This window comes from Streptomyces sp. NPDC002156 (assembly GCF_053593675.1).
In genome coordinates, this window is the sequence record NZ_JBSFDA010000090.1 from 15,687 (window position 1) to 42,644 (window position 26,958).

Annotated in this window: 21 protein-coding genes and 1 pseudogene; 7 read left to right on the forward strand and 15 right to left on the reverse strand. The window is 69.7% G+C overall.

What is annotated here, in order from left to right:
• Nucleotides 1-50: 50 nt before the first annotated feature.
• From ACWCRB_RS30435 to ACWCRB_RS30445, 3 genes are all read right to left on the reverse strand, one after another.
• Nucleotides 51-1,007 carry a GlxA family transcriptional regulator gene (locus ACWCRB_RS30435; protein ID WP_450999097.1) on the reverse strand — a complete coding sequence of 319 codons (957 nt, stop codon included), beginning with the start codon at nucleotides 1,005-1,007 and terminating at the stop codon, nucleotides 51-53.
• A gap of 551 nt (nucleotides 1,008-1,558) precedes the next feature.
• Entirely contained in the window at nucleotides 1,559-3,016 is a 1,458-nt protein-coding gene (rox, locus tag ACWCRB_RS30440; RefSeq protein ID WP_450999098.1) for a rifampin monooxygenase, read from the reverse strand.
• 27 nt (nucleotides 3,017-3,043) lie between these two features.
• Nucleotides 3,044-3,991: a sigma-70 family RNA polymerase sigma factor gene (locus tag ACWCRB_RS30445; protein WP_450999099.1), complete on the reverse strand. Its 948-nt coding sequence runs from the start codon at nucleotides 3,989-3,991 to the stop codon at nucleotides 3,044-3,046.
• Nucleotides 3,992-4,141: 150 nt separating this feature from the next.
• Here ACWCRB_RS30445 and ACWCRB_RS30450 point away from each other — a divergent pair, with 150 nt between their 5' ends.
• Genes ACWCRB_RS30450 through ACWCRB_RS30460 form a run of 3 tightly spaced genes read left to right on the forward strand, consistent with a single transcriptional unit; the run spans nucleotide 4,142 to nucleotide 7,539 of the window.
• Complete coding sequence (locus ACWCRB_RS30450; protein ID WP_450999100.1) at nucleotides 4,142-4,624, forward strand: helix-turn-helix transcriptional regulator; 483 nt, start codon at nucleotides 4,142-4,144, stop codon at nucleotides 4,622-4,624.
• A gap of 10 nt (nucleotides 4,625-4,634) precedes the next feature.
• Nucleotides 4,635-5,045, forward strand: a complete 411-nt coding sequence (locus tag ACWCRB_RS30455; RefSeq protein ID WP_235477146.1) for a VOC family protein — start codon at nucleotides 4,635-4,637, stop codon at nucleotides 5,043-5,045.
• Between the two features lie 55 nt (nucleotides 5,046-5,100).
• Nucleotides 5,101-7,539 carry an ATP-binding cassette domain-containing protein gene (locus ACWCRB_RS30460; RefSeq protein WP_450999101.1) on the forward strand — a complete coding sequence of 813 codons (2,439 nt, stop codon included), beginning with the start codon at nucleotides 5,101-5,103 and terminating at the stop codon, nucleotides 7,537-7,539.
• 426 nt (nucleotides 7,540-7,965) lie between these two features.
• Here ACWCRB_RS30460 and ACWCRB_RS30465 read toward each other — a convergent pair whose 3' ends face one another.
• Nucleotides 7,966-10,257 (reverse strand): protein kinase domain-containing protein, encoded by a 2,292-nt coding sequence (locus ACWCRB_RS30465; RefSeq protein ID WP_450999102.1) that lies wholly within the window; start codon nucleotides 10,255-10,257, stop codon nucleotides 7,966-7,968.
• 153 nt (nucleotides 10,258-10,410) lie between these two features.
• On the reverse strand, nucleotides 10,411-10,959 hold the full coding sequence (locus ACWCRB_RS30470; protein WP_450999103.1) for an HAD domain-containing protein: 549 nt from the start codon (nucleotides 10,957-10,959) through the stop codon (nucleotides 10,411-10,413).
• 203 nt (nucleotides 10,960-11,162) lie between these two features.
• On the opposite strand from ACWCRB_RS30470, the gene ACWCRB_RS30475 reads away from it, so the two are divergent.
• Nucleotides 11,163-12,014 carry a nitroreductase/quinone reductase family protein gene (locus ACWCRB_RS30475; RefSeq protein ID WP_450999104.1) on the forward strand — a complete coding sequence of 284 codons (852 nt, stop codon included), beginning with the start codon at nucleotides 11,163-11,165 and terminating at the stop codon, nucleotides 12,012-12,014.
• A 63-nt stretch (nucleotides 12,015-12,077) separates the two neighbouring features.
• Here ACWCRB_RS30475 and ACWCRB_RS30480 read toward each other — a convergent pair whose 3' ends face one another.
• From ACWCRB_RS30480 to ACWCRB_RS30500, 5 genes are all read right to left on the reverse strand, one after another.
• Nucleotides 12,078-14,141 carry a HelD family protein gene (locus ACWCRB_RS30480; protein ID WP_450999105.1) on the reverse strand — a complete coding sequence of 688 codons (2,064 nt, stop codon included), beginning with the start codon at nucleotides 14,139-14,141 and terminating at the stop codon, nucleotides 12,078-12,080.
• Nucleotides 14,142-14,182: 41 nt separating this feature from the next.
• Nucleotides 14,183-14,860 (reverse strand): TetR family transcriptional regulator, encoded by a 678-nt coding sequence (locus ACWCRB_RS30485; RefSeq protein ID WP_450999106.1) that lies wholly within the window; start codon nucleotides 14,858-14,860, stop codon nucleotides 14,183-14,185.
• Nucleotides 14,861-14,911: 51 nt separating this feature from the next.
• The gene (locus tag ACWCRB_RS30490) at nucleotides 14,912-17,056 is read right to left on the reverse strand and encodes a phosphotransferase family protein (RefSeq protein ID WP_450999107.1); all 2,145 of its coding nucleotides are present in this window, start codon (nucleotides 17,054-17,056) and stop codon (nucleotides 14,912-14,914) included.
• An 88-nt stretch (nucleotides 17,057-17,144) separates the two neighbouring features.
• Complete coding sequence (locus ACWCRB_RS30495; protein ID WP_450999108.1) at nucleotides 17,145-18,332, reverse strand: phosphotransferase; 1,188 nt, start codon at nucleotides 18,330-18,332, stop codon at nucleotides 17,145-17,147.
• 658 nt (nucleotides 18,333-18,990) lie between these two features.
• On the reverse strand, nucleotides 18,991-19,905 hold the full coding sequence (locus ACWCRB_RS30500; protein ID WP_450999109.1) for an ATP/GTP-binding protein: 915 nt from the start codon (nucleotides 19,903-19,905) through the stop codon (nucleotides 18,991-18,993).
• 393 nt (nucleotides 19,906-20,298) lie between these two features.
• On the opposite strand from ACWCRB_RS30500, the pseudogene ACWCRB_RS30505 reads away from it, so the two are divergent.
• Nucleotides 20,299-20,943 (forward strand): annotated as a pseudogene (locus ACWCRB_RS30505) (HAD family hydrolase); the annotation flags it as partial.
• 122 nt (nucleotides 20,944-21,065) lie between these two features.
• On the opposite strand, the gene ACWCRB_RS30510 reads toward ACWCRB_RS30505, so the two are convergent.
• Nucleotides 21,066-22,043, reverse strand: a complete 978-nt coding sequence (locus tag ACWCRB_RS30510; protein ID WP_450999110.1) for a winged helix-turn-helix domain-containing protein — start codon at nucleotides 22,041-22,043, stop codon at nucleotides 21,066-21,068.
• A gap of 176 nt (nucleotides 22,044-22,219) precedes the next feature.
• Between ACWCRB_RS30510 and ACWCRB_RS30515 the strand changes: the two genes are divergently transcribed.
• Nucleotides 22,220-22,402 carry a hypothetical protein gene (locus ACWCRB_RS30515; RefSeq protein ID WP_450999111.1) on the forward strand — a complete coding sequence of 61 codons (183 nt, stop codon included), beginning with the start codon at nucleotides 22,220-22,222 and terminating at the stop codon, nucleotides 22,400-22,402.
• Here ACWCRB_RS30515 and ACWCRB_RS30520 read toward each other — a convergent pair.
• Nucleotides 22,393-23,223, reverse strand: coding sequence for an HAD family hydrolase (locus tag ACWCRB_RS30520; RefSeq protein WP_450999112.1), 831 nt, complete (start codon nucleotides 23,221-23,223; stop codon nucleotides 22,393-22,395). The genes ACWCRB_RS30515 and ACWCRB_RS30520 overlap by 10 nt on opposite strands.
• Nucleotides 23,172-24,053, reverse strand: coding sequence for a winged helix-turn-helix domain-containing protein (locus tag ACWCRB_RS30525; protein ID WP_450999113.1), 882 nt, complete (start codon nucleotides 24,051-24,053; stop codon nucleotides 23,172-23,174). Before ACWCRB_RS30525 ends, ACWCRB_RS30520 begins: the two co-directional genes overlap by 52 nt.
• Nucleotides 24,054-24,223: 170 nt before the next feature.
• Here ACWCRB_RS30525 and ACWCRB_RS30530 point away from each other — a divergent pair, with 170 nt between their 5' ends.
• The gene (locus ACWCRB_RS30530; RefSeq protein WP_369035773.1) at nucleotides 24,224-24,412 is read left to right on the forward strand and encodes a hypothetical protein; all 189 of its coding nucleotides are present in this window, start codon (nucleotides 24,224-24,226) and stop codon (nucleotides 24,410-24,412) included.
• A 25-nt stretch (nucleotides 24,413-24,437) separates the two neighbouring features.
• On the opposite strand, the gene ACWCRB_RS30535 is transcribed toward ACWCRB_RS30530, so the two are convergent.
• Together ACWCRB_RS30535 and ACWCRB_RS30540 are read right to left on the reverse strand one after the other, a co-directional pair.
• Entirely contained in the window at nucleotides 24,438-25,322 is an 885-nt protein-coding gene (locus ACWCRB_RS30535; RefSeq protein WP_235477134.1) for a winged helix-turn-helix domain-containing protein, read from the reverse strand.
• Nucleotides 25,323-25,546: 224 nt separating this feature from the next.
• Complete coding sequence (locus tag ACWCRB_RS30540; protein WP_450999114.1) at nucleotides 25,547-26,818, reverse strand: GNAT family N-acetyltransferase; 1,272 nt, start codon at nucleotides 26,816-26,818, stop codon at nucleotides 25,547-25,549.
• Between the last annotated feature and the right edge of the window lie 140 nt (nucleotides 26,819-26,958).

The window sequence follows — 26,958 nt, forward strand, 5'->3', positions numbered from 1 at the left end:
CGGGATCGCCATGGTTCGAAAGGATCCCGCCATGCCCGTATGTGAGTAGGTCACTCGCCTCGGGTGAACGTGCGCCGGTACTCGCTCGGCGTCGTGCCGAGGATGCGCTGGAAGTGCAGACGCAGGTTCGCGCCGGTGCCGAGCCCGATGTCGGCGGCGATCTGTTCGACGCCGCGCTCCGAGCGCTCCAGCAGTTCGCGGGCCAGGTCGATCCGGGCGCGCATCACCCACTGCATCGGCGTGTAGCCGGTCTCCTCGACGAAGCGCCGGGAGAACGTACGCGGCGAGACCCCCGCCTGCCGCGCCAGTATGTCGAGCGTGAGGGGCTCGCCGAGCCGGTGCAGCGCCCACTCCCGGGTGTCGGCGAACCGCTCGCCGAGCGGCTCGGGGACGCTGCGCGGCACGTACTGGGCCTGGCCGCCGCTGCGGTAGGGGGCCGCGACCAGGCGCCGGGCCGCGTGGTTGGACGCGGCTACGCCGAGGTCGCCGCGCAGGATGTGCAGGCACAGGTCGATGCCGGAGGCGGCGCCGGCCGAGGTGAGCACGCTGCCCTCGTCGACGAACAGCACGTTCTCGTCGACCTGGACGAGCGGATGCCGGGCCATGAGTGCCCGCGTGTAGTGCCAGTGCGTCGTGGCACGCCGGCCGTCGAGCAGGCCCGTGGCGGCGAGCGCGAAGGCGCCCGTCGAGATCGCGGCGAGCCGCGCACCGCGCGCGTGGGCGGCGATCAGCGCGTCGACGACGGCGCGCGGCGGGTCGTCACGGTCCGGGAACCGGTAGCCGGGGACGAAGACGATGTCGGCCCACGCGAGCGCGTCGAGGCCGTCGGCGACGTAGTACGCGAGACCGTCGCCGCCGGTCACGGGCCCGGGCGCCGCCCCGCACACCCGCACCTCGTACGGCATGCTCGCGCGGGTCGAGAAGACCTGCGCCGGAATCCCGACATCGAGCGGCTTCGCACCCTCGAGCACCAGGACAGCGACGCGATGCAGGCGGGGTGCGGGCACAAGGGAGAGGTTACGTGGGGACCCGCGGCCCCGGGTGGGGGCGTGCGGCTCTGGCGGGGCCACGAGCACCTAGTGGAGTCGCGCGGCTCTGGCTGGGCCATGAACCCCCCGTGGGCTCATGCGGCCAGACGGGGCCACGAGCACCCGGTGGAGTAGTTCGGCCCTGGTGGATCGTGCGGCCCTGGCTGGGCCATGAACCCCCCGTGGGCTCATGCGGCCAGACGGGGCCACGAGCACCCGGTGGAGTAGTTCGGCCCTGGTGGAGTCGTGCGGCCCTGGCTGGGCCATGAACCCCCGGTGGGCTCATGCGGCCAGACGGAGTCACGAGCACCCGGTGGAGTCGTACGGCTCTGGCAGGATCATGAACCCACGGGGGGCTCGTGCCGCCAGGCGGGGCCATGAACCCCGGTGGGCTCATGCGGCCAGACGGAGTCACGAGCACCCGGTGGAGTCGCGCGGCCCTGGCGGGATCACGAACCCCCGGTGAGGTCACTCGGCCAGGCGTGCTCATGCGCGGCCCCGGTGGGCTCGTGCGGCCGGTGATCCGGTTCTCAGCCGGTCGGGGCAGGGACATCCGCCGCGCCGAACCACTTCGCCAGCGCGCCGACCAGCTCCCCCTGGTCCGCACCGGCCCACGCCACATACCCGTCCGGCCGCAGCAGTACGGCGGACACCTTCAGTTCGGCGAAAGCGTCGCTGTCGTCGACGACGTGGTCGACCCGGTCCGTCCAGCCCGCCACCGAGAGGCCGCCCGTCCGGTCCAGGAAGAGGCCTCGGCCGGTGCGTGTCCGCTCGTACAGGCGTCCCTGCTTCAGTGGTACGTCCCGCAGGCGGCGGCCGAGGAGTTCGTGGCCCTCGCCGAGGTCGTAGTGGACGCCGATCGCGGTGATCTTCTCGATCAGGTACCGGTTGACGTCCTCGAAGTCCATCAGTTCCGACAGGAGCCGGCGCACCGACCGGGGGCCCGGCTCGGCGGACAGGAGGAGCATCTGTGCGCGGGTGTTGTCCAGGACGTCGGCGGCCACCGGGTGCCGTTCGGCGTGGTAGCTGTCCAGCAGGTCCGCCGGTGCCCAGCCGCGCACCTCGGCGGCCAGTTTCCAGCCGAGGTTGAACGCGTCCTGGATGCCGAGGTTGAGGCCCTGACCGCCGACCGGCGGGTGGATGTGCGCCGCGTCGCCGGCCAGCAGGACCCGGCCGGTGCGGTAGCGCTCGGCCTGGCGGGTGGCGTCGCTGAAGCGCGAGAGCCAGCGCGGGGAGTGCACGCCGAAGTCGGTACCGGCGTACGCCCGCAGCTGCCGTTTCACCTCGTCGAGGGTCGGCGGCACCGTGCGGTCCTCGGTCACCCCCTCCGCCGGTACGACGACGCGGTACGCCCCGTCCCCGAGGGGCCCGAGGCCGAAGCCCCGGTGCGTCTCGCGGACCTGGGCCACCACAGTGGCCACCGTCTCCTGCGGTACGTCGACCCGCATCTCGCCGATCAGCGTCTCGACCCGGGCGGACTCGCCGGGGAAGCCGACGCCGAGCAGCTTGCGCACGGTGCTGCGGCCGCCGTCGCAGCCGACGAGGTAGCGCGAGCGCAGCCTCGTACCGTCGGCGAGTTCCGCCGCGACCCCGGTCCCGTCCTCGCTCTGGCTCAGCCCGACCAGCTCGCAGCCGCGCCGGATCTCGGCGCCGACTTCGATCGCGTGCTCCTCCAGGAGACGGTCGGTGAGGGTCTGCGGGATGCCGAGTACGTAGGCGTGCGCGGTGTCCAGGTCGGGTGCGGGCTTGGTGATGCCGGCGAAGAAACCGGCGCCGACCGGGTACCGCTTGCCATGTTCGAGGAACCGTTCGAGCAGGCCGCGCTGGTCCATCACCTCGATGCTGCGTACGTGCAGACCGAGCGAACGGACGACCGGGGTCGGCTCCGCATCCCGCTCCAGCACGACCACGTGCACACCGTGCAGCCGCAGTTCGGCGGCGAGCATCAGGCCGGTGGGCCCGCCGCCGACCACGATTACGTCAATCACGAGAACCCCCAGATCAAGACTGGACGACTACGGCACGATCCGGTGCGCCGATCGCTCGTACGCCCTCAGTTTCTCGGGTGTCAGGATCCAGTACAGCCCGTCGATCCCGTCCGGTCCGACGGTGGCGCTCATCAGGGCGACGGCGGTGCCGTCCTGGGCGATCAGCAGGGCGGGGCCGCCGTTGGCCTCGACGATGCCGTAGTCGGCACCGGGGAAGAACTTCTTGGCGAAGGCGGTGATCATGGCCACGCGTCCGGCGCCCAGGACCTCAAGGCGGGCCACGCCACGCATGCCGTTGCCGTCCGCGTACGCGACGACATCGGCGGACAGGACGTTCTCCAGCGCGGCGACGTCACCGTCCCGGGCCGCCGCGACGAAGGCTTCGAGCAGCCGCCGGTGCTCCGACGTGTCGACGGGGGCGCGGCGCTCGGCTGCCAGCCGTTTGCGGGCCCGGCTGACGATCTGCCGGGTGTTGGCCTGGCCGAGCTGGAGCATGCCCGCGATCTCGTCGTACGGGTAGTCGAACGCCTCCCGCAGGACGTAGGCCGCCCGCTCGACCGGGTTCAGCTTCTCCAGGACCAGCAGTACGGCCAGTTCCAGCGCCTCGCCGCGCTCCGCGCCGACCTGTGGATCCACCCGGGTGTCCACGAACTCGGGCAGCCACGGCCCGACGTACGCCTCGCGGCGGACCCGTGCCGACTGGGCCACGTTGATCGCCAGCCGGGTGGTCGTCTTCGCCAGGAACGCCCCGGGATCCAGCACCGCGCCCCGGTCGGCGCCCTGCCAGCGCACCCACGCGTCCTGCACCACGTCCTCGGCCTCGGACACACTCCCCAGGACCCGATAGGCGATCCCGAACAGCCTCGGCCGCAGCCCCTGGAACACGTCCGCCGCCGCCTCCAGCCCGGCGTCCAGCTCCTTGAGCTGTTCCAGCTGCTCCAGCTGGTCGCCGGTGAGCGGCCGTTCGTCGTCCATGGTGCCGATGTCTCCGTCTTCGCAGGTCAGCTGCCGTGCCGTGGCCGCAGCCGGTCGGGTTCCGGGGCGGGTACGCCCCGCCCACTCGATCCTCGCAGACCATGACGCAGACCAGGGCCGGACCCCGTACCCCGGTGGTACGGTCGCCGCATGGACCCGCAGGAACTCGCCAACCTCGCGCATCTGCGTCGGGCACGGGATCTGATCGACCGGGAGTACGCGCGTCCGCTGGACGTGCCGACGATGGCCAAACACGCGCTGATGTCGCCGGCGCACTTCTCACGGCGGTTCCGGGCGGCCTATGGCGAGACGCCGTACAGCTATCTCATGACCCGGCGGATCGAGCGGGCGATGACGCTGCTGCGCGGCGGGATGAGCGTGACCGACGCGTGCATGACCGTCGGCTGTACCTCGCTCGGTTCGTTCAGCTCGCGGTTCACCGAGATCGTGGGGGAGACGCCGAGCGCGTATCGCAGCCGGGGGCACGACGCGGTGACGGCGATGCCCGCGTGCGTGGCGAAGGTGTACACACGGCCGAGCAGGAACCCCGTACCGAGCCCGGACGCTCCCGAAGCGGCGGCCGAAAACATGCCGAGCAGGATTCGAGAAGCGGGCCGTACGGCCGCCGCCTAGCGTTGTCGGCATGGACATCGCACTGCAGTACTGCCACATCACGGTCAACGACCCCGACGAGTCGCTCGCCTTCTACCGCGACGCGCTCGGCTTCGAGGTCCGCAACGACGTCGCCTCCGGCGGGTTCCGCTGGGTCACCCTGGGCAGCCCCGCGCAGCCCGACCTCGAACTCGTCCTCTCCGAGCCGCACGCGGGCCGCTCCCCGGCCGACGGCGACGCCCTCCAGGAGCTGCTCACCAAGGGCGTCATGCCCATGTTCGTCTTCCGCACCGACGACCTCGACGCCATGTTCGAGAAGGTACGGGCTTCCGGCGCCGAGGTGCTCCAGGAGCCCATGGACCAGCAGTGGGGTCCGCGCGACTGCGCGTTCCGGGACCCGTCGGGCAATCTCGTACGGATCTCGCAGAAGCCGAAGAACTAACGGCACCTGTAGGAGACGGTAAGCCTGTAAGAAAACCGGACGAGACGGAGACCCGATGAGCAGGCCCCCGAAGTCGGCCCAGCAGCCGGCCCCGAAGTCGGCCCCGAAGTCGGCCGCCGAGCCGCACAGCGCCGACAGTCACGACCTCATCCGTGTGTTCGGTGCGCGCGAGAACAACCTCAAGGACGTCAGCATCGAGCTGCCCAAGCGTCGACTGACGGTGTTCACCGGTGTCTCCGGTTCCGGCAAGAGTTCCCTGGTGTTCGACACGATCGCCGCGGAGTCGCAGCGGCTGATCAACGAGACGTACAGCGCGTTCCTGCAAGGCTTCATGCCGACGCTGGCGCGGCCCGAGGTCGACGTGCTCGAAGGGCTGACGACCGCGATCATCGTCGACCAGCAGCGGCTGGGCTCCGACCCGCGCTCCACGGTCGGCACGGCCACCGACGCCAACGCGATGCTGCGCATCCTCTTCAGCAGGCTCGGGCAGCCGCACATCGGCCCGCCGAGCGCGTACTCCTTCAACACGGCGTCGGTACGGGCGAGCGGCGGAATCACAGTCGACCGCGGCGCGGCCAAGACAAAAACAGTGAAGGCGACCTTCAACCGCACCGGCGGGATGTGTACGCGCTGCGAGGGCCGGGGCGCGGTCTCCGACATCGACCTCACCGAGCTGTACGACGACTCCAAGTCGATCGCCGAGGGCGCGTTCACGATCCCCGGCTGGAAGTCGGACAACGTCTGGACCGTCGGGATCTACGCCGAGTCCGGCTTCCTCGACCCGAACAAGCCGATCCGCCGGTTCACGAAGAAGGAGATGCAGGACTTCCTCTACCGCGAGCCGACAAAGGTCAAGGTCAACGGCGTCAACCTCACCTACGAGGGCCTGATCCCGAAGATCCAGAAGTCGTTCCTGTCCAAGGACAAGGAGGCGATGCAGCCGCACATCCGGGCTTTCGTGGAACGGGCGGTCACCTTCACGACCTGCCCCGAGTGCGAGGGCACGCGGCTGAGCGAGGGCGCCAGATCGTCGAAAATCGGCAAGTTCAGCATCGGCGACGCCTGCGCGATGGAGATCCGGGACCTGGCGGAATGGGTACGCGGCCTGGACGACCCCTCGGTCGCCCCGCTGCTCACGGCGCTCCAGCACACGCTCGACTCGTTCGTGGAGATCGGCCTCGGCTATCTCTCGCTGGACCGCGCCTCGGGCACCCTCTCGGGCGGCGAGGCGCAGCGCGTCAAGATGATCCGCCATCTCGGCTCCTCCCTCACCGACATCACGTACGTCTTCGACGAGCCGACGATCGGTCTGCACCCGCACGACATCCAGCGCATGAACGACCTGCTGCTGCGGCTGCGCGACAAGGGCAACACCGTGCTCGTCGTGGAGCACAAGCCCGAGGTGATCGCGATCGCCGACCATGTCGTCGACCTGGGCCCGGGGGCCGGTACGGCGGGCGGCACGGTCTGTTTCGAGGGCACGGTGGAGGGCCTGCGGACGGGCGGCACGGTCACGGGCCGCCACTTCGACGACAGATCAGCCCTGAAGGAGTCGGTACGGAAGCCCACGGGCACGCTGCCGATCCGAAACGCGACGAAGCACAACCTGCAGGGCGTGGACGTGGACATCCCGCTGGGGGTGCTGTGCGTGGTGACGGGCGTGGCGGGGTCGGGCAAGAGCTCACTGATCCACGGCTCGCTGGTGGACACCAAGGGTGCGGTCGCCGACGGGGTGGTGTCGGTGGACCAGACCCCGATCCGCGGCTCCCGGCGCAGCAACCCGGCGACGTACACGGGACTCCTGGACCCGATCCGTACGGCGTTCGCCAAGGCCAACGGGGTGAAGCCGGCCCTGTTCAGCGCCAATTCGGAGGGTGCGTGCCCGACCTGCAACGGTGCGGGTGTCATCTACACGGACCTGGCGATGATGGCGGGGGTGGCGACGACCTGCGAGGACTGCGAGGGCAAGAGGTTCCAGGCGGCGGTGCTGGAATACCGCCTGGGCGGCCGGGACATCAGCGAGGTACTGGCAATGTCCGTGACGGAGGCGGAGGAGTTCTTCGGCGCGGGCGACGCGCGTACGCCGGCCGCGCACCGAGTCCTGGACCGCCTGGCCGACGTGGGCCTCGGATACCTCAGCCTCGGCCAGCCGCTCACCACCCTCTCGGGCGGCGAACGCCAGCGCCTCAAGCTGGCCACGCACATGGGCGACAAGGGTGGCGTGTACGTCCTCGACGAACCGACGACCGGCCTCCACCTCGCCGACGTCGAACACCTCCTCGGCCTCCTCGACCGCCTCGTCGACGCGGGCAAGTCGGTCATCGTGGTCGAACACCACCAGGCGGTCATGGCCCACGCCGACTGGATCATCGACCTGGGCCCCGGCGCAGGCCACGACGGCGGCCGAATCGTCTTCGAGGGCACTCCGGAGGACCTGGTGGCGGCACGCTCGACACTGACGGGGGAGCACTTGGCGGGGTACGTGGGCGGCTGAGCGACTTGGTGTGGGCGGGGGGTGGGTCGCGCAGCCCGGCGCCGTACGGGGTGCCGCTCTCGGTGGGACGGGAGCCGCCCCTAGCGGCACGCATGCCCGCAGCTATGCGGGTTGGACGGGCGCGAAGCGCCCTCCTAGGGGCGCGGGGAACTGCGCAACCAACCCCCACCGACCCGCAGCCAAACGCATCGGGACAGACGGGCCTTTCAGGGGCGCGGGGAACTGCGCAACCAGCCCCCACCGGCCCGCAGCCGAACACATCGGGACGGACGGGGTCTTCAGGGGCGCGGGGAACTGCGCGGCCAACCCCCACCGGCCCGCAGCCAAACGCATCGGGACGGACGGGGTCTTCAGGGGCGCGGGGAACTGCGCGACCAGCCCCCACCGGCCCGCAGCCGAACGCATTGGAGCAGGCGGCTGCACCGGTCAGTTCGAGGCCGGTGCAGCAGGCGTCGACGTGCGCGTCGCGGACCCGTCCGCCCGGACGGAGAACGCCGTGTCGCCCGCCACGGCCACGATCGCGTCCTTCACCAGCAACACGCTGGGAAACCTGTCCTCCGCCGACGTCCCCGCGTCATCCAGCTTGTCCGTACTCCACCGCACGACGCCCGTCCCACGGTCCAGCGCAAGCAGCCGACCGTACCGATTGGCGAAGTACAACTCGTCGTACCTCACCGACCGCACCGGCGCCGACAGGTTCTCCACCTGCGTGCCCACCTGCCACAGCCGAGCCCCGTCGCTCACCCCGTTCGCGGTGACGGTCCCGTCGGGCCGTACGCAGTACACCACCCCGTCGACGAGGGTGACCGTCCCGCGCGGGGTCCCCGCCAACGGGATCTCGACGACCGCACCGCTGGTCGGGTCCACCCGCAGCAGAGCCTTGTACGCCTCGTCCCGCCCGTCGTTCGACTCCCACTCCGCCTGCCGCGGCAGCGCGAACAACGGCTGCCCACCGACCTCGCCGAGCGGCAGCGCGTTCAGGGGCAGTTCGGCGAGTTCATGCGCCGTACCGTCGGCCGGGTCGAGGCGCAGGAGGGCGTTCGAGCCCTGGGTGGGATCGTCCGCGTCGACGCACGTGCCGTAGGGCACACCGCCCAGGACCAGCACGTCGCAGGCGGTGCCGGCCGACGACGTCGCCGGTGTCCGCCACATGTCCTTGCCCGTCCTGGCGTCGACGGCGACGAACTCCCTCGCCCCCTCCGGCATCGCCAGGACACCCCCGTCGAACAGGGCGGCGCTGCGGCCCGCGTCGATCTCCCGGGTCCAGACCGGTTTCCCGGTCTTCGCATCGAGGGCGAACAGCCGCTGGGTCGACTGCACGTCGGTCACGTTCGGCTGGTCGGCCCCGTACACGATCCCGTCCCGGACGCCGAGGGGCCGCTCGGCGGACAGGGGGCTGCTGCCGAACCGCCAGTCGATACGGCCCGAGGCGGCGTCGATCCGGGCGACCGTGAAGCCGGTCCCCGAGCAGTACACAGCGGATCCACCGGACGCACAGCCGGAATCCACACTGTCCGCGTTGAAGATCAGGGACTCGTCCTTGACGGGCCGGAAGAGGCTCGCCTGCCAGGGCTGCCAGCCGGTGGGAAGCGCCGGGGTGAGGGATGCGGGGGCGTCGGCCGCGGGCGGGCCGTCCGTGGTCCTCGAACTCGACACCAGGTGGTACACCGACGCGCACGCCACGGTGACGGCCAGGGCCGCCCCGACGACGACCAGGCGGCGCACCCGTCGCCCGCGACCGCCGCCCCCGGTCACGGTCGTCGCACCACCGGACCGCCGGGAGGCCCTCCGATGCCCTGGACCGGCCGGCGGACCGACCACGCCCGAGGTGGCAGCCATGTCCGGCGGGGTGGCGACCGCGTCCGGAGTGGCGGTGGCCGCGTCCGGAGCGGCAGCGACCACGTCCGGCAGCGCCCTGAACAGCCCATACAGCTCGGCGAGTTCGGGCCTGGCGCCAGGATCCTTGTCCAGACAGCGCTCGGCGATGCTCCGCAAGGGCTCGCGTACGCCGTCCAGGGCGGGCTCCGCGTGCATCACCTGATAGCCCGTCATGTACGGGCTCTCCCCGTCGAAGGGACGGTTGCCCGTGGCCGCGTACACGAGCAGCGAGCCCAGCGAGAACACGTCCGAGGCGGCGGTGACGTCCCGGGGCGCCGCGAACTGCTCCGGGGACATGAAGGGCGGGGTACCGATCAGCCGGCCGGTCACGGTGAGCGTCTGGCTGTCGACGGCACGCGAGATCCCGAAGTCGATGACGCGCGGCCCGTCCTCGGCCATCAGGACGTTGCTCGGCTTGAGATCCCGGTGCACCACACCCGCCCGGTGGATGTCCCGCAGCGCCTCGACGAGCCCGAGGGCGAGAGTACGCAACTCCCGCCCCGCCAACGGCCCTTCCTTGCTGACGATGTCGGCCAGCGTGCGCCCGGGCACGTACAGCGTCGCCATCCAGGGCACCTCGGCGTCCGGATCGGCGTCCACCACGGAGGCGGTGAAGGCCCCGCTGACCCGTCGCGCCGCCGCGACCTCCTGCCGGAACCGGGTGCGGAACTCCTCGTCCTGCGCGTACTGCGCGTGCACGACCTTGACCGCGACCTGCCGCCCCGAGGCCGAACTCCCCAGGTAGACGATCCCCATACCGCCACTGCCGAGCCGCTCGCCCAGCACATAACCGCCGACGGACGCCCCGACGGCCCCAGATTCCCCGGCGCTCAGCGGCATCGCCGCCCACCTTCCCAAAACCCCTGTGCCGCACAGCTGTTCAGGAGCCACAGAGTAGTACGCGTGCCACAACCACTTCGATGACGAAGGAGTAAGCATCCGAAGCCTGATCCGGAGCCGAAGCCTGATCCGAAGCCTGATCCGGAGCCCGAATCAGCGCAGCCACGCCTCCACCACCCCGAAGTCCGCGTCCCCCAGCCCATGCCGAGGATCGACCCGATGCAACAGGGCCCGCCCCGGGTGGTGCGCCGCCACCCAGCTCCGATCGCCCCCACCGATCTCGTCATCGAGCCAGACGAAGTCCCGCCCGGCCACCCACTCGACAAGAGGGCGAGTCTTCCAATGCCCGCCAGGCACTCCGGGCGAGCCCTCGGAGCCCGGCTCCGGCCAGGCCACCACCGGAAGATCCGGCAGCCCCAGCCACGGCGCGACACACTCGTTCGCCTCATCCATCCAGGTCGTGGCCCACACCAACTCACAGCCCAGCGCGGCGAGTCGAGGCCCGAGTGCGGGGTCGACCCTGGGCAGCAGGGGGTTCGCCTCGGACGCCGGGAGTCGTGGTCGCCGGGCGGGCTCGTACGTCGGATAGCCGTCCGGATACTGCTCCGGTGTCCCGCCGAACGGGATCAGCGGTCCGTCGACGTCCAGGAAGAGGAGAGGGGCGGGAGTGGGCGGGGCGGCAGAAAAGAAAGGGCTCGTCATCGTCCCCCTTGATACCGTAATCCCCATGACTGCCGGGTCGGCCTTGTGCCGTGAGCGAGTTGGGTGCCCGGCCTCTGAGTGAGGTCGGGGTGGGCCAGAGGCCCGCCGGTTTCTCTTTCCCTCTTTCCACGGGCTTCCCCCTTTTCCATTCCACGGGGAGTCCGTGTGACCGACAGAGAAACCACTCGCACAGAAAGCAGAGCATGCCCAACGACTTCAACCAGCCCGTCATCGACGAGTTCCGGGCCAACCGCGGCCAGGTAGGCGGCTACTTCGAAGGCGCCCGTCTCCTTCTCCTCACCACCACCGGCGCCCGTACAGGAACCCCCCACACCACACCCCTCGGCTACCTCCCCGACGGCGGCGAGCGAGTCCTCGTCATCGCCTCGGCCGCGGGCTCCTCCAGGCATCCCGACTGGTACCGCAACATCCTCGCCCACCCCCAAGTCACCGTCGAGTCAGGCGTGTTCACGTACGAGGCCCGTGCCGTCGTCCTCGACCGCGACGAGCGCGACCGGATCTTCGCGCGTGCCGTCGAGGCCGAGCCGGGGTGGGCCACGTACCAGGAGAAGACCGACCGGATCATTCCCGTGGTCGCCCTGTACGAGATCGAGCAGGGCGGGCCGCCCCGTATCAACGCGTCCGGCGTGGGCGAGGCCATCAAGGTCGTCCACGACGCCTTCCGGCATGAACTCGCCCTGATACGCAAGGAGATGAGCGAAGCGACCAGCGACACCGCGCCCCTCGGCGCCCAGTTGCGCGCCAACTGCCTCACCTTCTGCGCGGGGCTGCACAATCACCACACCGGCGAGGACATCGGCCTGTTCCCCTTCCTAGCCGACCGCCACCCCCAGTCGGCCCCCGTCCTGGAACGCCTGCGCACCGAGCACGAGCGGATCGCCGAACTCGTCCAGCAACTGCGCGGGGCTCTCTCCGGCGAGGGCGAGGGCGAGGACACCGACCCCGGCGCCGTCCGGGCGGAGGTCGAGCGTCTCACCCTCGAACTCGAAGCCCATCTCACCTACGAGGAAGAGCAGTTGATCCCGTTGCTCTGATGTTCCGAAGCAGCGACAGTGGGGCGCCTTCCGCTAAGGCGCCCCACCCCCTCTCCAACACCTTCAGAACGGCAACGGCCGCCCATGCACGACCTCCAGCCGTGACACCGCCCGCGTCAGCACCACGTACAGCCGATGCAGCCCCCGCCCGGTCGCCCCCTCCCCCTCCCCCTCCACGATCGCGGCGGGCTCGACCACGACCACGTGGTCCCACTCCAGCCCCTTCACCGCCTTCGCCGACATCACCGCGACCCGGCCCCCGTCCAACACCCCCGACGCCCCCAACACCTCCCGTACGGCGGCCACTTCGCCCTCGGCCGCCACGACCCCCACCGACCCCTCCCCGTCCAGCGCCCGCCCCACCGCGGCCACCACCTCCCCGGCGACATCCGCGGCCTCCACCACCCTCAACTCCCCGTCCCCGCGCAGGGATCGAGCCGGCGGCACCGCCACCTCCAGCCTCTCCAGCAGTCGGTTGGCGAAGTCGACCACCGTCCTCGGCACCCGGAACCCGGTCGTCAGCGGGATCACCGTGGCGTCCGGCTTGCCCAGGTGGCCCAGGTGGGGCTCCCACGCCCGTGCCGCCCACGGTGTGGTGCCCTGGGCCAGGTCGCCCAGGACGGTCAGCGAACCGTAGGGCGCCCGGCGCGCGATCACCCGGCACTCCATCGGGGAGAGGTCCTGCGCCTCGTCGATCACGACATGGCCGTATCCCTCGGGGTGTTCGATCAGACCGGCGACCTCGTCGAGGAGGACCAGGTCGGCGGCCGACCAGCGCGCCGACTTCCACGACCTCGGCGGACGCGCCCACCGCACCGCCCGCTGCTCCTCCGCCCCCAGCAGCCCCTCGGCGGCCCGCGCCAACGCCCGTTCGTCGCTGAGGAGTTCGGCCAGCACCTCCTCCGGACGCACCCTCGGCCACACCGCCTCCACGTACGCCCCGACCGGCCGCGCCCGCTCGATCCGCCGTACCCAGCCGTTCGACTGCGCCCCCGCCCGCCGCTCCGCCTCCCGCTGGATACGGGCCACCACCCGCGTCCGTACCCGCTCGCGCCCCACCCCGTACGGCGGCTCCTCGGCCCGTACGCCCGCCACGATCCGCGCCAGCTCGGCCGCAGGGATCCGCCAGCGGTACGAATCGTCCGGCACCTCAAGGGAGTTCGGATACCCCTCGGTGACCACGCGTGCGTACAGCGCCCGGCGCAGCACCTCCGCCATCCGCGCGTCGTGCTTCACGACGGCCGCCAGCTCGTCGTCCTCCGCCCGCACCGGACGGCCCGGGCCCGCGATCTCGTCCGTGACCGTGGACTGCCGTACGCCCGTCTCGCCGAGGGCGGGCAGCACTTCCGAGATGTACGAGAGGAACGTGCGGTTGGGCCCGAGGATCAACAGGCCGCCGCGCTGGACGCGTTGGGGGTGGGTGTAGAGAAGGTACGCGGCCCGGTGCAGCCCGACGGCCGTCTTGCCGGTGCCGGGCGCACCCTGCACACAGACGGAGACGCCGAGCCCGGCCCGTACGAGATCGTCCTGCTCGGGCTGGATCGTCGCGGCGATGTCCCGCATGGGCCCGACCCGGGGCCGGGCGATCTCCCGCGCGACCAGCCCGTCCGCGCCACCCGCCAACTCCCCTTCGTCCGCGCCCCCTTCCGTGAGGTGCTCGTCCTCCAGGCCGGTCAGGTCGGCGGAGTCCCCCGTACTGCCGGGCGCCCAGCCGAATCGGCGCCGCACGGCCACGCCCTGCGGATCGCGGGCGCTCGCCTGGTAGAAGGCGCGGGAGACGGGGGCCCGCCAGTCCACGACGAGGGGCGGGCGGGTCGGATGCTCGGAGATCCGCAGCCGCCCGATGTGATAGCGCGCACCACGGTGATCACCCCCGTCGTCACCCTCTCCGAAGTCCAGCCGGCCGAAGAACAACGCCCCTTCGGGCAGTTCGCCCAGCTCCTTCGCCTTGCTGCGCAGCTGGTACCCGAGCACTTCCGCGTCCGCCCCGGAGGCGGAGACGTCCTCGCCGGTGACGACATGCTCCTGGGCGCCGGCGATCATCGCGGCGAGGGCGGCACGGCAGACGTCGTGATGGGCACGTTCGCGGCGCAGGGCGTCACGGAGCGGGGAGTCGGGTGGCGTCATTCCAGCAAGCCTACCGAAATAACGTAACCGAGTTAAATATTTTACCCAGTCTTGTCAGTCGCGTCGCCCACACCGCCCGGCCCCACACCCACCGCCCGAAGCCACGGCAGCCCCGCATCCAGCTGCCCGAACGCCGCCTCGGCCGCCTCGACCGCGTCCCCGCGCACGGCCTCCACCGCCTCCCCCGCGGCTATCCGCCGCCAGTTCTCCTGCGCGAGGATCCGCTGTACGGCGATGATCTGCCCAGCCGCGAGCCGGGCCGCCAGGGTGCCGCCCAGGGCACCGGCGAGCGCCGCCTCCGACCGCTGCTGGTACTCGTACGCCCGTGCGACCAGCGACGGGGTGCCGTAGAGCAGACCGTGGAAGGCGAGCACCCCGGGGGCGTCGTTGAGGCCGGTGACCGGGTCCTCGCGGCTCAGCCCGTCGAGGAACTGCCGGCGCAGCGCGTCGACCGGCGACGTGCCCGCCCCCGCCCCCGCGCGGGCCGCCCGGACCACCCGCGCCGCCTCGTCCTCGTGATCCGCGAAGCGGTGCACGACGAGGTCCTCCTTGGCCGGGAAGTACCGGAACAGCGTCGGTTTCGAGATCCCGGCCGCGGCGGCGATCTCCGCGACGGAAACCGCGTCGAAGCCCTTCTCGAGGAAGAGCCCGATCGCGATGTCGGACACGTTCTGGTACGTCTGCCGCTTCTTGCGCTCACGCAGCCCGATCTCTGCCATGGAAGGGAGCGTACGCACTGTCGGAACCCCCGCGTCCACGCCGGGAAACAGTTACAGGATCGGTCCCGGCTCCAGGTTCAACGCGGTCAGCGCGGCGACCACGGTCGCCTGGACCGACACCACCGCCCGGCCGGCGTCGACTGCCTCCAGGTCGGTGCGGGTGGCCAGCCGGTCGAGGTCGACGTACGCGGAACGGACGATCTCCAGTCGGTGGTACGTGCGCCGGTCGCGCCGCCAGTCGCGGGTGTAGTGCGGCGGCAGGGCCAGCTCCCAACGGCGCAGCATGCGGTGCCGCATGACCGGGCGGGAGCGGGCGAGGTGGAAGTGGCGGACCAGGTCGTACAGGGGGTCGCCCACCATCGCACGCTCCCAGTCGACGAGAGCCAGAGAGAACCTTTCCTCGTTCAGGCGTACGAGGTTCCAGAGGCGCAGGTCGCCGTGCAGGAGCGTGGGGGTGCGCGGGCTGACCCGGTAGCGGGACAGGATCCGGTGGAGGCGGTCGGGACCGGGCAGGCCGGACCGCTCGGCGAGGCGGCGCGACTCGTCGGGCAACGCGTCGACCAGCCGGACGAGGCGGTCCGTCATCCGCTCGTAGAAGACTCCGGCGGTGGCCGTCGGGTCGAGGGCGAAGTAGTCGACCGTGGTGAGGGCGCAGAGCTGGTCGACCAGGTCGTCGGCCTCGTACAGCCGAAGGCCGGACAGCGGGCGCCGGGGCGGTGTGCCGCCGTCGCCCTGACCGACGTACGTGTGGATGAGGAAAGGACCCGCCGGGTCGCCGTCGTCGCCCATGGCCAGCACACGCGGCACCGCCACCGGGACGCCCGCGTTCTCGATGAGCTGGAGCACCACGTGCTCGGCGTGCAGACCCGTTTCGCGCCGGGGGGAGGGCGTCCTGCCTGGGCGGCGTACGAGGACCGGGTCGCGCCGGCCCCGCACCCGCACCACCGGGTTCACGTCCGCCGTGCCCGTACGCACGTTGCGGGCCGCCGCCGAGCGCTCCGCGAGAAGCGCGTCGGTGACCTGGACGTCGGTGAAATCGGGCAGGTGCGGGTGGTCGCGGCCCGGCTTCCAGTGGACGGTTTCCGTCTCCCGGCCGCTGCGGATCGGTGCGCCGAGCCGGAAGAACGTCCAGCGGACCAGCACCTCCTCGATCTCCCCCTCGTCCGGGACGTCCCGCAGGGCGAGCGGCTCCGCGGCCGCCGTCAGCGCCCGGTGCACACTCCGCACGGACTTCACGAGTTGCCGGGGGTCGGGCGACCGCTCCAGGTCGTACGCCGCGCGGATCACGTCGGGGTAGACGGACTGAGCCCGCTCGAAGGCGATGTACTGGGGCAGGTCCTCGTCCAGCCCGCGCACCGAGGCCGGGCTCACCCCGCGCATCGCCTCCGCCCAGGCCTCGATCGCCTCCTTGGCCTGCCCCTCGGGGTAGCCCATGCGCACGAGATGGATGGCGAGGTCGTGCAACGGGTCGCCGTAGGTGGCGAGTTCCCAGTCGACGGGGATCAGCCGCGGCGGCTCGTCGGCGGTGACGATCACGTTGGCCCGGTGCAGGTCGCCGTGCAGGACGCTGTACGGCCGGCGGGTCATCCGCGGTACCCGGCCGGCCATTCTCCGCAGACCGCCGTCGGGGATTCCCAGGGCCCGGAACAGCGGGCCGTAGACAGCTGTGTTGGCCTGTCGGACGACCCGGTCCGCACGATGGATCAGGTGCCGCAGGAAGGCCCGGCTGTCGTCGCCCTGGGGCCAGCCCGGCGGCAGCGGGGGCAGTTTTTCGAGGGGTACGAGCGTCAGGCTCGCCAGAATGCCGGCCATCGTCGCGATCGCCCCACGGTCGACGGGGGTCCCCCGGGGGGAGTCGTCGGACAGCGGGCGACCGGACACGAAGCCGAACAGGCTGGATTTCCCCCAGTCCTGCGTCAGGCACTGCGGCACGCCCGGCAGGGTGCTCCTGATGGCGTCGAGGATCCTCGCTTCCTCGTCCGGCCAGGTCTTCACCGCCACGACCGGCAGGCCCCTGCGGGGTATCCGGACCATGACCAGTCTGCCCTCCCGGCAGCGGAGGACCTGCGCCAATTCAGGAGTGAGCGCGAGTACGTAGTTCGAGTTGTGGTGCCCTTCGAGCAACTCCCCCTTTTTGCACGCCAGTTCAACGAACAGGCCGTACACGGTGGGGTGCGGGGCAGGGGGTGTGCCCAATGGAGTTCCTGTGCCTCGTGTGCGTAGTGCTGGATACCGACTGTAGAACACTCATGTGGCCAACGAGGCGAGAGTCACTCAAATGAGTTTAAGGGAAAGCGATTTCCGTATCCTGGTGATCATTTCCCTGTCGATCACTCCGATCCCGGTCCCGTCGTTCACGATGCCAGCGCACCAGGGATGTCATGACATACCGAAGAGTTGGTACACCCATAAGCCCCAGGGGCTCCGCTCCGCCCAGCAGAGCCCCGTGCACCTTCGAAGCCTCGCGATAAAGCTGCGGCCAGTTGAACCTGGCACCGGAACCAAGAATCTGCGTGGCACGGATCACGTCGGTGAAAACCGATTGCGCGCGCTTGAAATCCATGATTTTGGGGAGATCGCTCTCCCAGTTCTTCGCGCTGCCCGGCCTGACCTGCTCGGCGAGCGAACTCCAGCGCTCGGCAAGGGAATCGTGCTGCTTTTCCGGATAGCGCATGAGGTACAGATGCGTGGCCAGGTCATAGAGCGGATCGCCGAACATCGCCAGTTCCCAGTCGATCGTCCAGAGCCGGTTCTCCCGGTCCAGGATGAGATTCTCCCGGTGCAGATCGGCATGGAGCAGACAAAAGGGACGTTCGGTCAGGTCCGAAACGTTCTTTCTGAGCTTTTTGAAGGAGTCCGCTTCGATACCCAGCGCGTCGAAGAGGGACTTGAAGTCCTCGAGATTCTCCCGGTAGACGCGCTCCTCGGCGAAGGTGATGAGCCGTTCCAGGAACTCCGAGCTGTTGGGGTCGGTGGCCCGGTCCTCGGGCTCGCACACACGGGGCGTTTTCAGGGTGTCCGCCGAGATGGCGAGCATCTGCGCGAAGAGCGCGAGGACCTGGTCGACCACCTCGCCGGGGACCTCCCGGCCCGAGCGGTGGCGCGCGGCCAGCGTCCGCCCCTCGATGAACCGCTGCAACCGCAGGTCCCCGGCCTCGATCAGCTCGGGAATGCCGTCGACGCGCCCCTGGAGGTCCGCCAGCAGTTGTTCTTCCGAGACGTAGCAACGCCGGTCGAACCAGAGGAGGTTACTGCGCGGCTCCCGAACCTTGCCGCGCAGTCGCCGACCGTCGGTGGCAACTCCGGGAAGCGGGATCACGTGTGTCACATGGTGGTAGCCCTGGTGTGTTTCCTCGATCACATCGACCACATGCGCGTCGCCACCGGTCACCTTGACGACCCTCCCGAAGGCTGCGTCGGAGGCCGTACGGGCGGCCCGCTCCGGAGCCGGAGACACTCCGTTCGGCTGCATCGCCCGCTCTCCTGCCTGAAACCCGCCGCCGTCCGGCGTGGACCGTCGGGACCCTGCACCACCGGACCCCACACCCGTGGGTGAGGGAAAGATGCACGGTACTCCTCCACGCATCAGCATGGTGCCAGAAGGGATTCACCCGCCCGCACCGTTCCCCACCATCATCCCAACAGCCCCGGCACCGATCCTCGTTCGGTCCCGCGCCGGGCACTTGAGTGCCCTCCCGCATGAGCGACGTATCTCCTGGAGGAAACTGGGAAGGCCTGAAAAGTAGGGGACGCGCCCCCAGACGTTGAGATTGTCCTCATAGCGACGAGGAGACCGGCAAAGAGAACAAGTAGACTTCTGGGCGACGACCCCGAATGCCCTATTCAGCAGGATCCGCCCATGGGCTGGCCGTCGGCCGCCCGTGCCACACTCGGCGGTGACGGCACCGCCGACGTCGCCCTTGACGGTTGGGTAGCGAACTCCGTGGCGCAGCCTTCGCCTTGGCTGCCTGCGGAGGCCGTTTCTTGACGCACGCGGAGCAGTCCGGGCGGCCTCGCCTCCGTCAACTGACTGAGGCCGCCGGCTGACTGCATCGCAAACCTCAATTCGCCCAGTGGATCTGAAGGTGTGATCCTCCGAGCCGGAGCGCACCCGTGTGGTAGCGAACCGGTCAGCGAGGAGAGGGAGACAGTTCGCGTGCGACGTTCCAATACGTGTCGAAGAGTTCACGACGTCGTTCAATGGCCTCACGGGCCCGCTCGCCGTCGTTCCAACGCCAGCGTGTCAGGCGGGAGTCGTATCCGATGAGATCCAGTAGCCGATCTTCATTCGCCGCGCCCTCTCCGGACGTCGCCCCCTCCGAGTGGTACTCGTAGGGCCGCAGCTCGGTCTTGTCGTAAATCCCCTCGAAGGCCCGGTCGTTGTTGATGAGATAGAGCTTCAGCGAGGGGGAGATGTGCATCACGCGGAACTCGACGGAGAGCGTGCCCCAACCCTTGACCTGTACCCTCCCGACCATCGATTTGAGATCGGTCTCGTAGTCCTTGATCTGGCGTACGAGCCGCTGCCGGAAGCCGGCGGCATCCGTCACCTTCCCGTCCGCCCTCACCAGGCCCGGCACATCCATCGGCTGGGTGAAGTCCGGCAACAGGACCCTCACATACACAGACCGCTGGGCGTTGGAGGGTATCCGCTCCAGAAGGGTCTTCAGCGGAATCGTGAAGGTCTCTCCGGTGAAACCCAGCGCCGACAGATGGACTTCACCGCCAACCTCCAGCGCCTCCTGGAACTCGGCCTGCAGACTACTGGGCGTGACCACTTCCCCCGCCCGGGGTCCGAGAAGCGCGTTCAGTTGCTGCACCTCCTCGGTCAGCTGCAGCACGGTGGCGTGCAGGCTCCCCGTTCCCTCCCGCTGCGCCTCATGGGCCGTGTTCAGCCGCTGCACCTCGGCGTAGAGGACGTATCCCACCAGACTGAGCAGCGCACCACCGATGTACGCTTTTCCCTCCAGCGCGTCTCCTACTGGCCTGACGAACTGCCCCACCAGCCCGGTGAGGAAGATCGCCAGGAGCAGCAGCTTGGTCATCGTGCTCTCGGCACGCTCCCAACCCGCGGCCACTCTCCTTCTCAGCGGCACCCCTGGATCTGACACCAAATCCCCCTGTTGGCAATGGAGTTGTATCAAGTTCGCTCATAGTGCCTGCCTACAGGGCCGTCCGGAAGAGGACATCGGGATCACGGCCTTCGACCGGTACAGAGGCGATCTCCGTCTGCTGTGGTCGCGCGTCGTCAAGCAAGGGCCCACGACGTGAGTACGAGCGCCGCACCAACTTCACCCAGTCCCGACTGCTTGCGAACGTTGCGCCCGTATCCGAGCGAATCTCCCGACGCACAGAACCCCTCCCAACACCAGCCCGCGCACCGGGCACGTGAGTGTCCGGTGCGCGCTCAACGCACGTTCCGACGAACGAGGAGACTCATGAGTGGCGCCCCCGGTGACCACCGCGCCCAGGACCCGCACTGCCTGCGCGCCCTGCTGCGCGACACACACGCGGTGCTGATCGACTTCGACGGCCCCGTCTGCGACCTGTTCGGCGGCTCCTCCACCGCGCACATCGCCGACGAGGTCAAGGCCCGGGCGGAACAGGCCTGGCCCGGCACCGGGTTGGACGCGGACGTCCGGGACTGCGCCGACTCGCACGGCATCCTCCGCAGGCTCGCCGCCATGGCGGACCGGCACGCGCCCGCCCTCGACGGACCGCTCGACTGGGCGGACGAGATCGTCGAGAAGTACGAGTACGCCGCGGTGCGTTCGGCTCTGCGCTCGACCCGGGGAACAGCCGGCGCTAGCGAACTCGTAGCGGCGCTGCACGCCCGAGGAAAGCCCCTGGCGATCGTGACCAACAACGCGGAGGGTCCCGTACGGGAATACCTCCAACACATCGGTCTGCTAGGGCGGTTCGAGGCGGTCTGCGGACGCGATCCGCACGATCCCCGGCTGATGAAACCCCATCCGGATTCGATCCGGCGGGCATTACGCCTTCTCTGCGACCCGGAACCCGGACAAGTCCTGCTCATCGGCGACCAGTTGACGGATCTGACGGCATCCACCGAAGCGGGCGTACGTTTCCTGGGATTCACCCCTTACGACGACCGGGCGCGCGAAATGCTGCGCCGGGGAGCGGATTTCGTGGTCGCCTCGCACGCTCCGGTCGTCGAGTCGGTGGCGGAATCGCCCTCGGGCGGTCAGTCCTCCGCGAGGTGTTTCCAGACCGAGTCGAACCACGACTGCATGCTCGCCACGAACACCGACCCCTGGGATTCCGGACCGCCGGAATCCGACGCACCGGATTCCGGGGGCTCCTCGCCCCGCACATAGTGCATGAGGGTGGCGCCGATCCCGACGACGTCGATCGCGGCAAGGGGTTTCGTCTCGTCCTCCAGCACGATGGGGCGCTCGACCACCTCGTACATTCCGAACAGCGCGTCCGTGCCGTTGAGCAGATAGAGCTTGAACGCCGGGACGATCGGCACCCGCCGGATCGCCACCTCGACGTTCTCCACCAGCCCTTCCGCCCGCAGCATGCCCAGCACATGGCGCAGCGAGGTCTCGTGCCGGCTGGTGATGGCCCGGAGCCGGTCCACGGGGCGGGTGTCGGTCGCGTCGGCCAGGGCCCGCGGATACGGCAGCGGCAGATCGTCGGTGGGCAGCAGCATGCGCAGGGCGATGCTCCGCGGGGCGGCGATCTCCCCGGTCCTGATCCGTTCCGCCTGGAGCCAGATGTGCCCCTGCAGGGACTCGGAGGTCAACGTGGAGACGTCCAGGGTGACTTCGGGCTTCGTGAACGCCTCGCGGATGTGCGGGGCCAGGGTCGTACGCCCGGGACGCGCGAGCCGTACCGCGCCCACCGGCAGGGCGGCGGCTCCCGGCTGTGCGCCGCCCGTACGCGCGGGCTCCGGTACGGCGATCACCCGGGAGCCGCTGCCCTGACGGGACTCGATCAGGTTCCGGTCGGTGAGCACGCGCAGCACCCGCTGGACGGTGTCCCGGGACACCCCGAACTCCTGGGCGAGTTCACGCTGGGGAGGCAGCAGAGAGCCCAGTGGATAGAGCGCGGGTGTCCCCTCGTCGCCGGACATACGGAGGATCAGTTCGGCCAGGATCCGCTCGAACTCCCTGCCGCCGCCCTCGGTGCCACGCTGGTTGTCCTGTTGCTCACCCACACATCGACCGTACCTCTTCCGGACCGCGGCCACACCAATTTGCGTCAACCAACCAACCACTTGAGCAGGGCAGTTAAGGGATCTCCCTCCCCGGGAAGACCAATCCCGAAGGGCAACCAGTCCAATTGGACGGCAAGTTGAGTGATTGACTGCTGTGGAAGGTGCGGGTGGGGGACATGCTTCTTCTTCAAGTGCTGTACGCGTTATGCCAGTTCGCGTTGAGCGTGCTGGCGCAGCTACGGCTCGGGCTCTTCGGCCTGATCCTGCTGAGCACGATCTTCGTCGGAATCAGGTCGCGTCACAACGGCCTGGCCGTGGGCGCGGCCGTGGTGTTCGCGCTGCTGATGACTCAGGCCTGACCGGCCCGCGCCTGCCTGCGGACCGCCCGTAGCACCGGCGCCAACGAGGCCACCATCGTTTCCGCACCCGCTGCCCTGAGCATCTTCTCCTTCTCCTCGTTACGCGCGTAGCCCAGGAAGGGCACCCCGGCGTCGCGTGCGGCGAAGTAGTCCGAGGGGGTGTCGCCGATCATCAGGGCCGCGGACGGGGCCGCGCCCATCGCGTTCAGGGCGCGGTTGAGGCAGTGCGGGTCCGGCTTGAGGAGATGGAGGTCCTGGGTGCGGCCGTAGACGTGCGGGGTGAAGCACCTGGTCAGATTGCGCCCCGCGAGGTAAGTGCGCACCACTCTCGGGGAGTTGTTGGTGGTGATCGCGAGTCTGGATCCGACGGCCTTCCAGGTCTGTATCAGGATGTCGGCGTACGGAGTGGGCATCGACCTGGGCACCGCCCGGAGTTCCTCCTGGGTGAGGCGTTCCTCCAGCTCCGCCACCAGGTCGCTGCCGGAGTGCCCGCGGTCGACGGCACGCAACACCTGGTGCGGATCCAGGGATTCGAGCTCCCGCTCCGTCAACAGGCCGTGCAGCCCCCGGCCTTCGAGCCAGTCGACCAGCCGGATCGCCACCCGCTCGGCCGAATAGCCCGCGAACAGCCGGCAGATCGGCCCGTCGAAGTCCCAGAGGACGACGCGGGCGGGTGCGATCAGTTGCCGCAGGCTCTCCATCAACTGGTTCTCGATCTCGTTCACGGTCCCTGCGGCTGCTGGTTCGGTCTGTGTCGTATCAGAGGTCACTAGGAGAGTGTCAGGTCCGACGTGATGGTTTCCCAAAGGGCGTCGAACCACTTCTGGGATTGCTCGACGAACGCCGTGTCCCGTTCACCGGCCCCTTTGCCGAACGAGAAGAGCAGCGACTCGGTGCCGAGGGCGTCGTACATGTCGAGCGTGACCCCGCTCTCCCCCGCCTCCTCGCGGCGGGCGATCACGTAGTACGCGATCAGCGCCTCGGTCTCGTTGAGCAGGTACAGCTTCACCGGCGGGGTGAACGGGAGCGCCCGGAACGTCACCCGTACGTCGATGCCGTGCGAGTGGCGCAGGGCCAGCAGGTTGTGCCGCAGGACATGCCCCTGGGCGTTGCGCTGCGCCAGCCAGCGCTGGTGGACCGGGTCGGCGTCACTACGGCCCTCGACAGAGACCGGGAAGGCCAGTGTGATGTCCCGGGACGGCAGCAGGATGCGTACGTCGATCGACTGGGGGCGGATGCGGCCCTCGTGGATCAGCCGGACCGGTTCACCGACGGCCAGCATCAGGGTCTCCGCGGTGAGACAGGCCGCGTCGATGCGGACGTGCGGTGCCGAGAACGCCTCCGTCAGCCGCGGCGCCAGCCCCACCATCGTCGGCTGCGGCCCTTCCCGGGGCAGGGTCATCGCGGCGACCCGCGGCGGGCTGCCCTTGCTGACGTTGGTGAGCAGCTGCTCGGAGTGCAGGACGCGCAGCGCCTCCCGTACGGCACCTCGCTCGACCCCGAACTCCTCGGCCAGCTCGGCCTGAGTGGGCAGCCTGTCGCCCGGCCGCAGGTCGCCACTGCGGATGCGGTCACGCAGGGCGTCGGCGATCTCCTGGGGCGACTGTCTTCTGCTGCCGTTCACTGCCACGTTCTCCTGGGTCACGACCAAAACGCTACAACTTCGATCCATCTATGGGGAGTTGTTTGAAAGTTGTTTATGACTAGGGGCCAAGTGGGGACAACCTATTCAGAGTTGGTTGCCAACTTGGTGAAGTTGGCATAAGTTTACCTCCCCTCCATCACCTTGCCACCGCCCCTGAGCTTGAAGGAGGAACCACCATGCCCGCCATCGCCCTCCTCGCCGCCGTCTTCATCAGCGGCTTCCAGCAGCTCATCAGCTGGAAGTACGGCACCTCAGGTGTCGTAGGCCTGCTACTGCTCACCGTAGGCATCAAGGCCAAGAACGCGACCATCAGCTCCATCGGGGCGGTGGTCCTCGCCCTGCTGGTCACGGGCCCCGCCCTGTGACCGTCGTAGACCGCTGTGGGAGACCTCAGTCCGTGAGCGTCAGCTCCGAACTGATCGTCTCCCACAGCGCGTTGAACCACAGGTGCGACTGCTCCACGAAGGTCGTGTCCCGGAGTCCGGCGCCCTGCTCGAACGCGAACAGCATCGACCGGACGCCCTCGGCGTCGTACATCTCCACCTGCTCGTGGTCGATCTCCGCCGCGCGCCTCTTCAGCGTGTAGTACGCGAAGAGCGCCTCCGACTCGTTGAGCAGATACAGCTTCACCGGTGGCGTGAACGGGAGGGCCCGGAAGGAGACGCGCACGTCGATACCGTGCGTGGCGCGCAGGGCCAGCAGATTGTGCCGGAGCACCTGCCCCTGGGCGTTGCGCTGGGCCAGCCAGCGGCGCTGCAGCAGGCTGGTGGCCTCGGACCCGGCCGGGGAGCCGTCCGCCAGGGCCACCGGCGCCGGCCACGCGAGGTCGATGTCCCGGCTCGGCAGCAGCACCCGGACGTCGATCCTGGCCGGATTCAGTCGTCCGGTGTGGATCTGCCGCAGCGGCTCACCGATGGCGAGGGTGAGCGAGACGGCCGTCAGACACAGGGCGTCGATGGCGACGTGCGGCACCGCGAAGGCGGCCTCGATACGGGGCGCGAGGGCGACGGTGGTGGGCAGCGGCGGGGCGGCGGGGCCGGTCAGTGCGGGTCCGGGATCGGGCGCGACCGTCGCCGGGCTCCCCTTGCTGACGTTGGTCAGCAGCCGCTCGGCGTGCAGGATGCGCAACGCCTCGCGTACGGCACCCCGCTCGACGCCAAACTCCTCGGCCAGCCTGGCCTGGGTGGGCATGCGCTGGCCGGGCCGCAGCTCACCGGTCCTGATCCGGGTGCGCAGGGCGTCGGCCACCTCGCGGTGTGACCTCTGAGGCTCCACAACCAAACACTACAACTTCCCGCCATCTTTGGGCAGTTCCAGTGAAGGTGGTTATGAGACGCCTCCAAGTGGAGATAAGTACAGTGAAGTTGGCTGCCAATAAACACCAATGACCACCAACTTCGGCAACATGGTCAAACCTTCCACAGGTTGGCTGCCGAACTCTTCTCCGGAGGGGAGCCTGGAGCTCGGCAGCCACCACGAGTCGGGGAAGAGAGGTCGGATCAGAAGATGTCCGGGCACCAAGGACGCCTGGACGTACGCAGCAGGGCGTCGGCCACTCGGGCGGCGCCCGCTCGTTCTTCCCGCACCCGCCCCAGCGCGGCAAGCCGCACGGCCGACTCGTCACCGAGCCACAGCGCGGCCAACTCCCGCACATCAAGGGTGAGTTCGGCGGCGTCGCGACTGCCCGGGGTACAGGACCCGACCCCCTCGGCGGACACGTCCAGCCGATACCGCCCACCGGCGAACCCGTCCGCGTCGACGACGTCAAGGACAAGACCGCGACCACCCGTACCGCTACCGCTGTCGTAGGGACGAGCTTCCAGAGCCCGTACGACATCCAGGATCCGCACCCACAGCCAGTCCGCGTGTGCGGTGAGCCTGGCGGCGCGTGGGTCCGGCAGGAAGAAGGGGAGCAGGTCGTCCGGGGCCCGCCAGCCGGTCTTGACCTTGGTGATCCAGTCGATCGAGCAGAGGTACTGCCACAGGGCGCGCTCGGCGGCCGGGGTCGCGGCGATCAGCCAGTTCACATCGGCGGTGTCCTGCGGCTGCTTCGCTTCCCACTTGTCGTCGGCCTCGTAGGAGACAAGCCCGTCGACCTCCCCGTCCGCCGAACGGTAGACGGCGTAGAAGGGCTCGTCCCAGGACCCCCCGAACCGCACCACCCCGGTGTTCACCTGCCACCAGCGCTCGTCACGGCTGACGGCACCCGGCTGCTGCCGCGCGAGCCGCGCGTGCAGTTCGGGTCCCAGCTTGCGTACGTCCTCCGCGTCCACGAGGTCGATACGGCCGCCGTCCGTCGGGCCCGCCCAGCGGGGGTCGAGGCCGGTGCGCGGTACGTCGATGGTCCACTCGGAGGTCCAGGTGGCGGGGCCGAAGCCGTACCGTCCGTAGATCGGGTACTCGGCGGCGATCAGGGTCGCGACGACGTCCCCACGGTCCTTCGCGGCGGCGAGGTCCTGGGCCATCATGCGGGTGAGGATGCCCCGGCGGCGGTGGGTGGGGGAGACGGTGACGTTGGAGATGGCGTCGGCGGGAACGGTCGCGCCGCCACCCACGCTCAGTTCCTGCGGGAACGAACGGAAGGTCGCCACACACCGCCCGCCGTCGAACGCGCCGAGCGTCCGCGCCGGCAGAAACTGCCCACGCCGCGCCTCCAGTTCCACATCACTGACCTCGGGCGACCGAAGAAACCCGGTGCTCAGGGCCCGGGTCCACTCCCGGAGTCCGTCTTCACTGACGGGGCGTATGTCGATGGCGTCACGGGGGGTCATGGGGCCAGGCTAGGGGGAGGGGCCGGGGGTGTCGCGCGGATTTTTCTCGCCCCCGCCGCCCCTACCCGTCCCATCCCTGGGGGCTGCCGCCCCCAGACCCCCGCTTCGGCCTGAACGGCCTCGTCCTCAAACGCCGGACG

Coding starts and splice junctions, on each gene's coding strand:
- ACWCRB_RS30445 (WP_450999099.1), bottom strand. CDS start 3,991: ATGGACGACGAACGGCCGCTCACCGGCGACCAGCTGGAGCAGCTGGAA.
- ACWCRB_RS30450 (WP_450999100.1), top strand. CDS start 4,142: ATGGACCCGCAGGAACTCGCCAACCTCGCGCATCTGCGTCGGGCACGG.
- ACWCRB_RS30455 (WP_235477146.1), top strand. CDS start 4,635: ATGGACATCGCACTGCAGTACTGCCACATCACGGTCAACGACCCCGAC.
- ACWCRB_RS30460 (WP_450999101.1), top strand. CDS start 5,101: ATGAGCAGGCCCCCGAAGTCGGCCCAGCAGCCGGCCCCGAAGTCGGCC.
- ACWCRB_RS30465 (WP_450999102.1), bottom strand. CDS start 10,257: ATGCCGCTGAGCGCCGGGGAATCTGGGGCCGTCGGGGCGTCCGTCGGC.
- ACWCRB_RS30470 (WP_450999103.1), bottom strand. CDS start 10,959: ATGACGAGCCCTTTCTTTTCTGCCGCCCCGCCCACTCCCGCCCCTCTC.
- ACWCRB_RS30475 (WP_450999104.1), top strand. CDS start 11,163: ATGCCCAACGACTTCAACCAGCCCGTCATCGACGAGTTCCGGGCCAAC.
- ACWCRB_RS30480 (WP_450999105.1), bottom strand. CDS start 14,141: ATGACGCCACCCGACTCCCCGCTCCGTGACGCCCTGCGCCGCGAACGT.
- ACWCRB_RS30485 (WP_450999106.1), bottom strand. CDS start 14,860: ATGGCAGAGATCGGGCTGCGTGAGCGCAAGAAGCGGCAGACGTACCAG.
- ACWCRB_RS30495 (WP_450999108.1), bottom strand. CDS start 18,332: ATGCAGCCGAACGGAGTGTCTCCGGCTCCGGAGCGGGCCGCCCGTACG.
- ACWCRB_RS30500 (WP_450999109.1), bottom strand. CDS start 19,905: ATGACCAAGCTGCTGCTCCTGGCGATCTTCCTCACCGGGCTGGTGGGG.
- ACWCRB_RS30515 (WP_450999111.1), top strand. CDS start 22,220: ATGCTTCTTCTTCAAGTGCTGTACGCGTTATGCCAGTTCGCGTTGAGC.
- ACWCRB_RS30530 (WP_369035773.1), top strand. CDS start 24,224: ATGCCCGCCATCGCCCTCCTCGCCGCCGTCTTCATCAGCGGCTTCCAG.
- ACWCRB_RS30540 (WP_450999114.1), bottom strand. CDS start 26,818: ATGACCCCCCGTGACGCCATCGACATACGCCCCGTCAGTGAAGACGGA.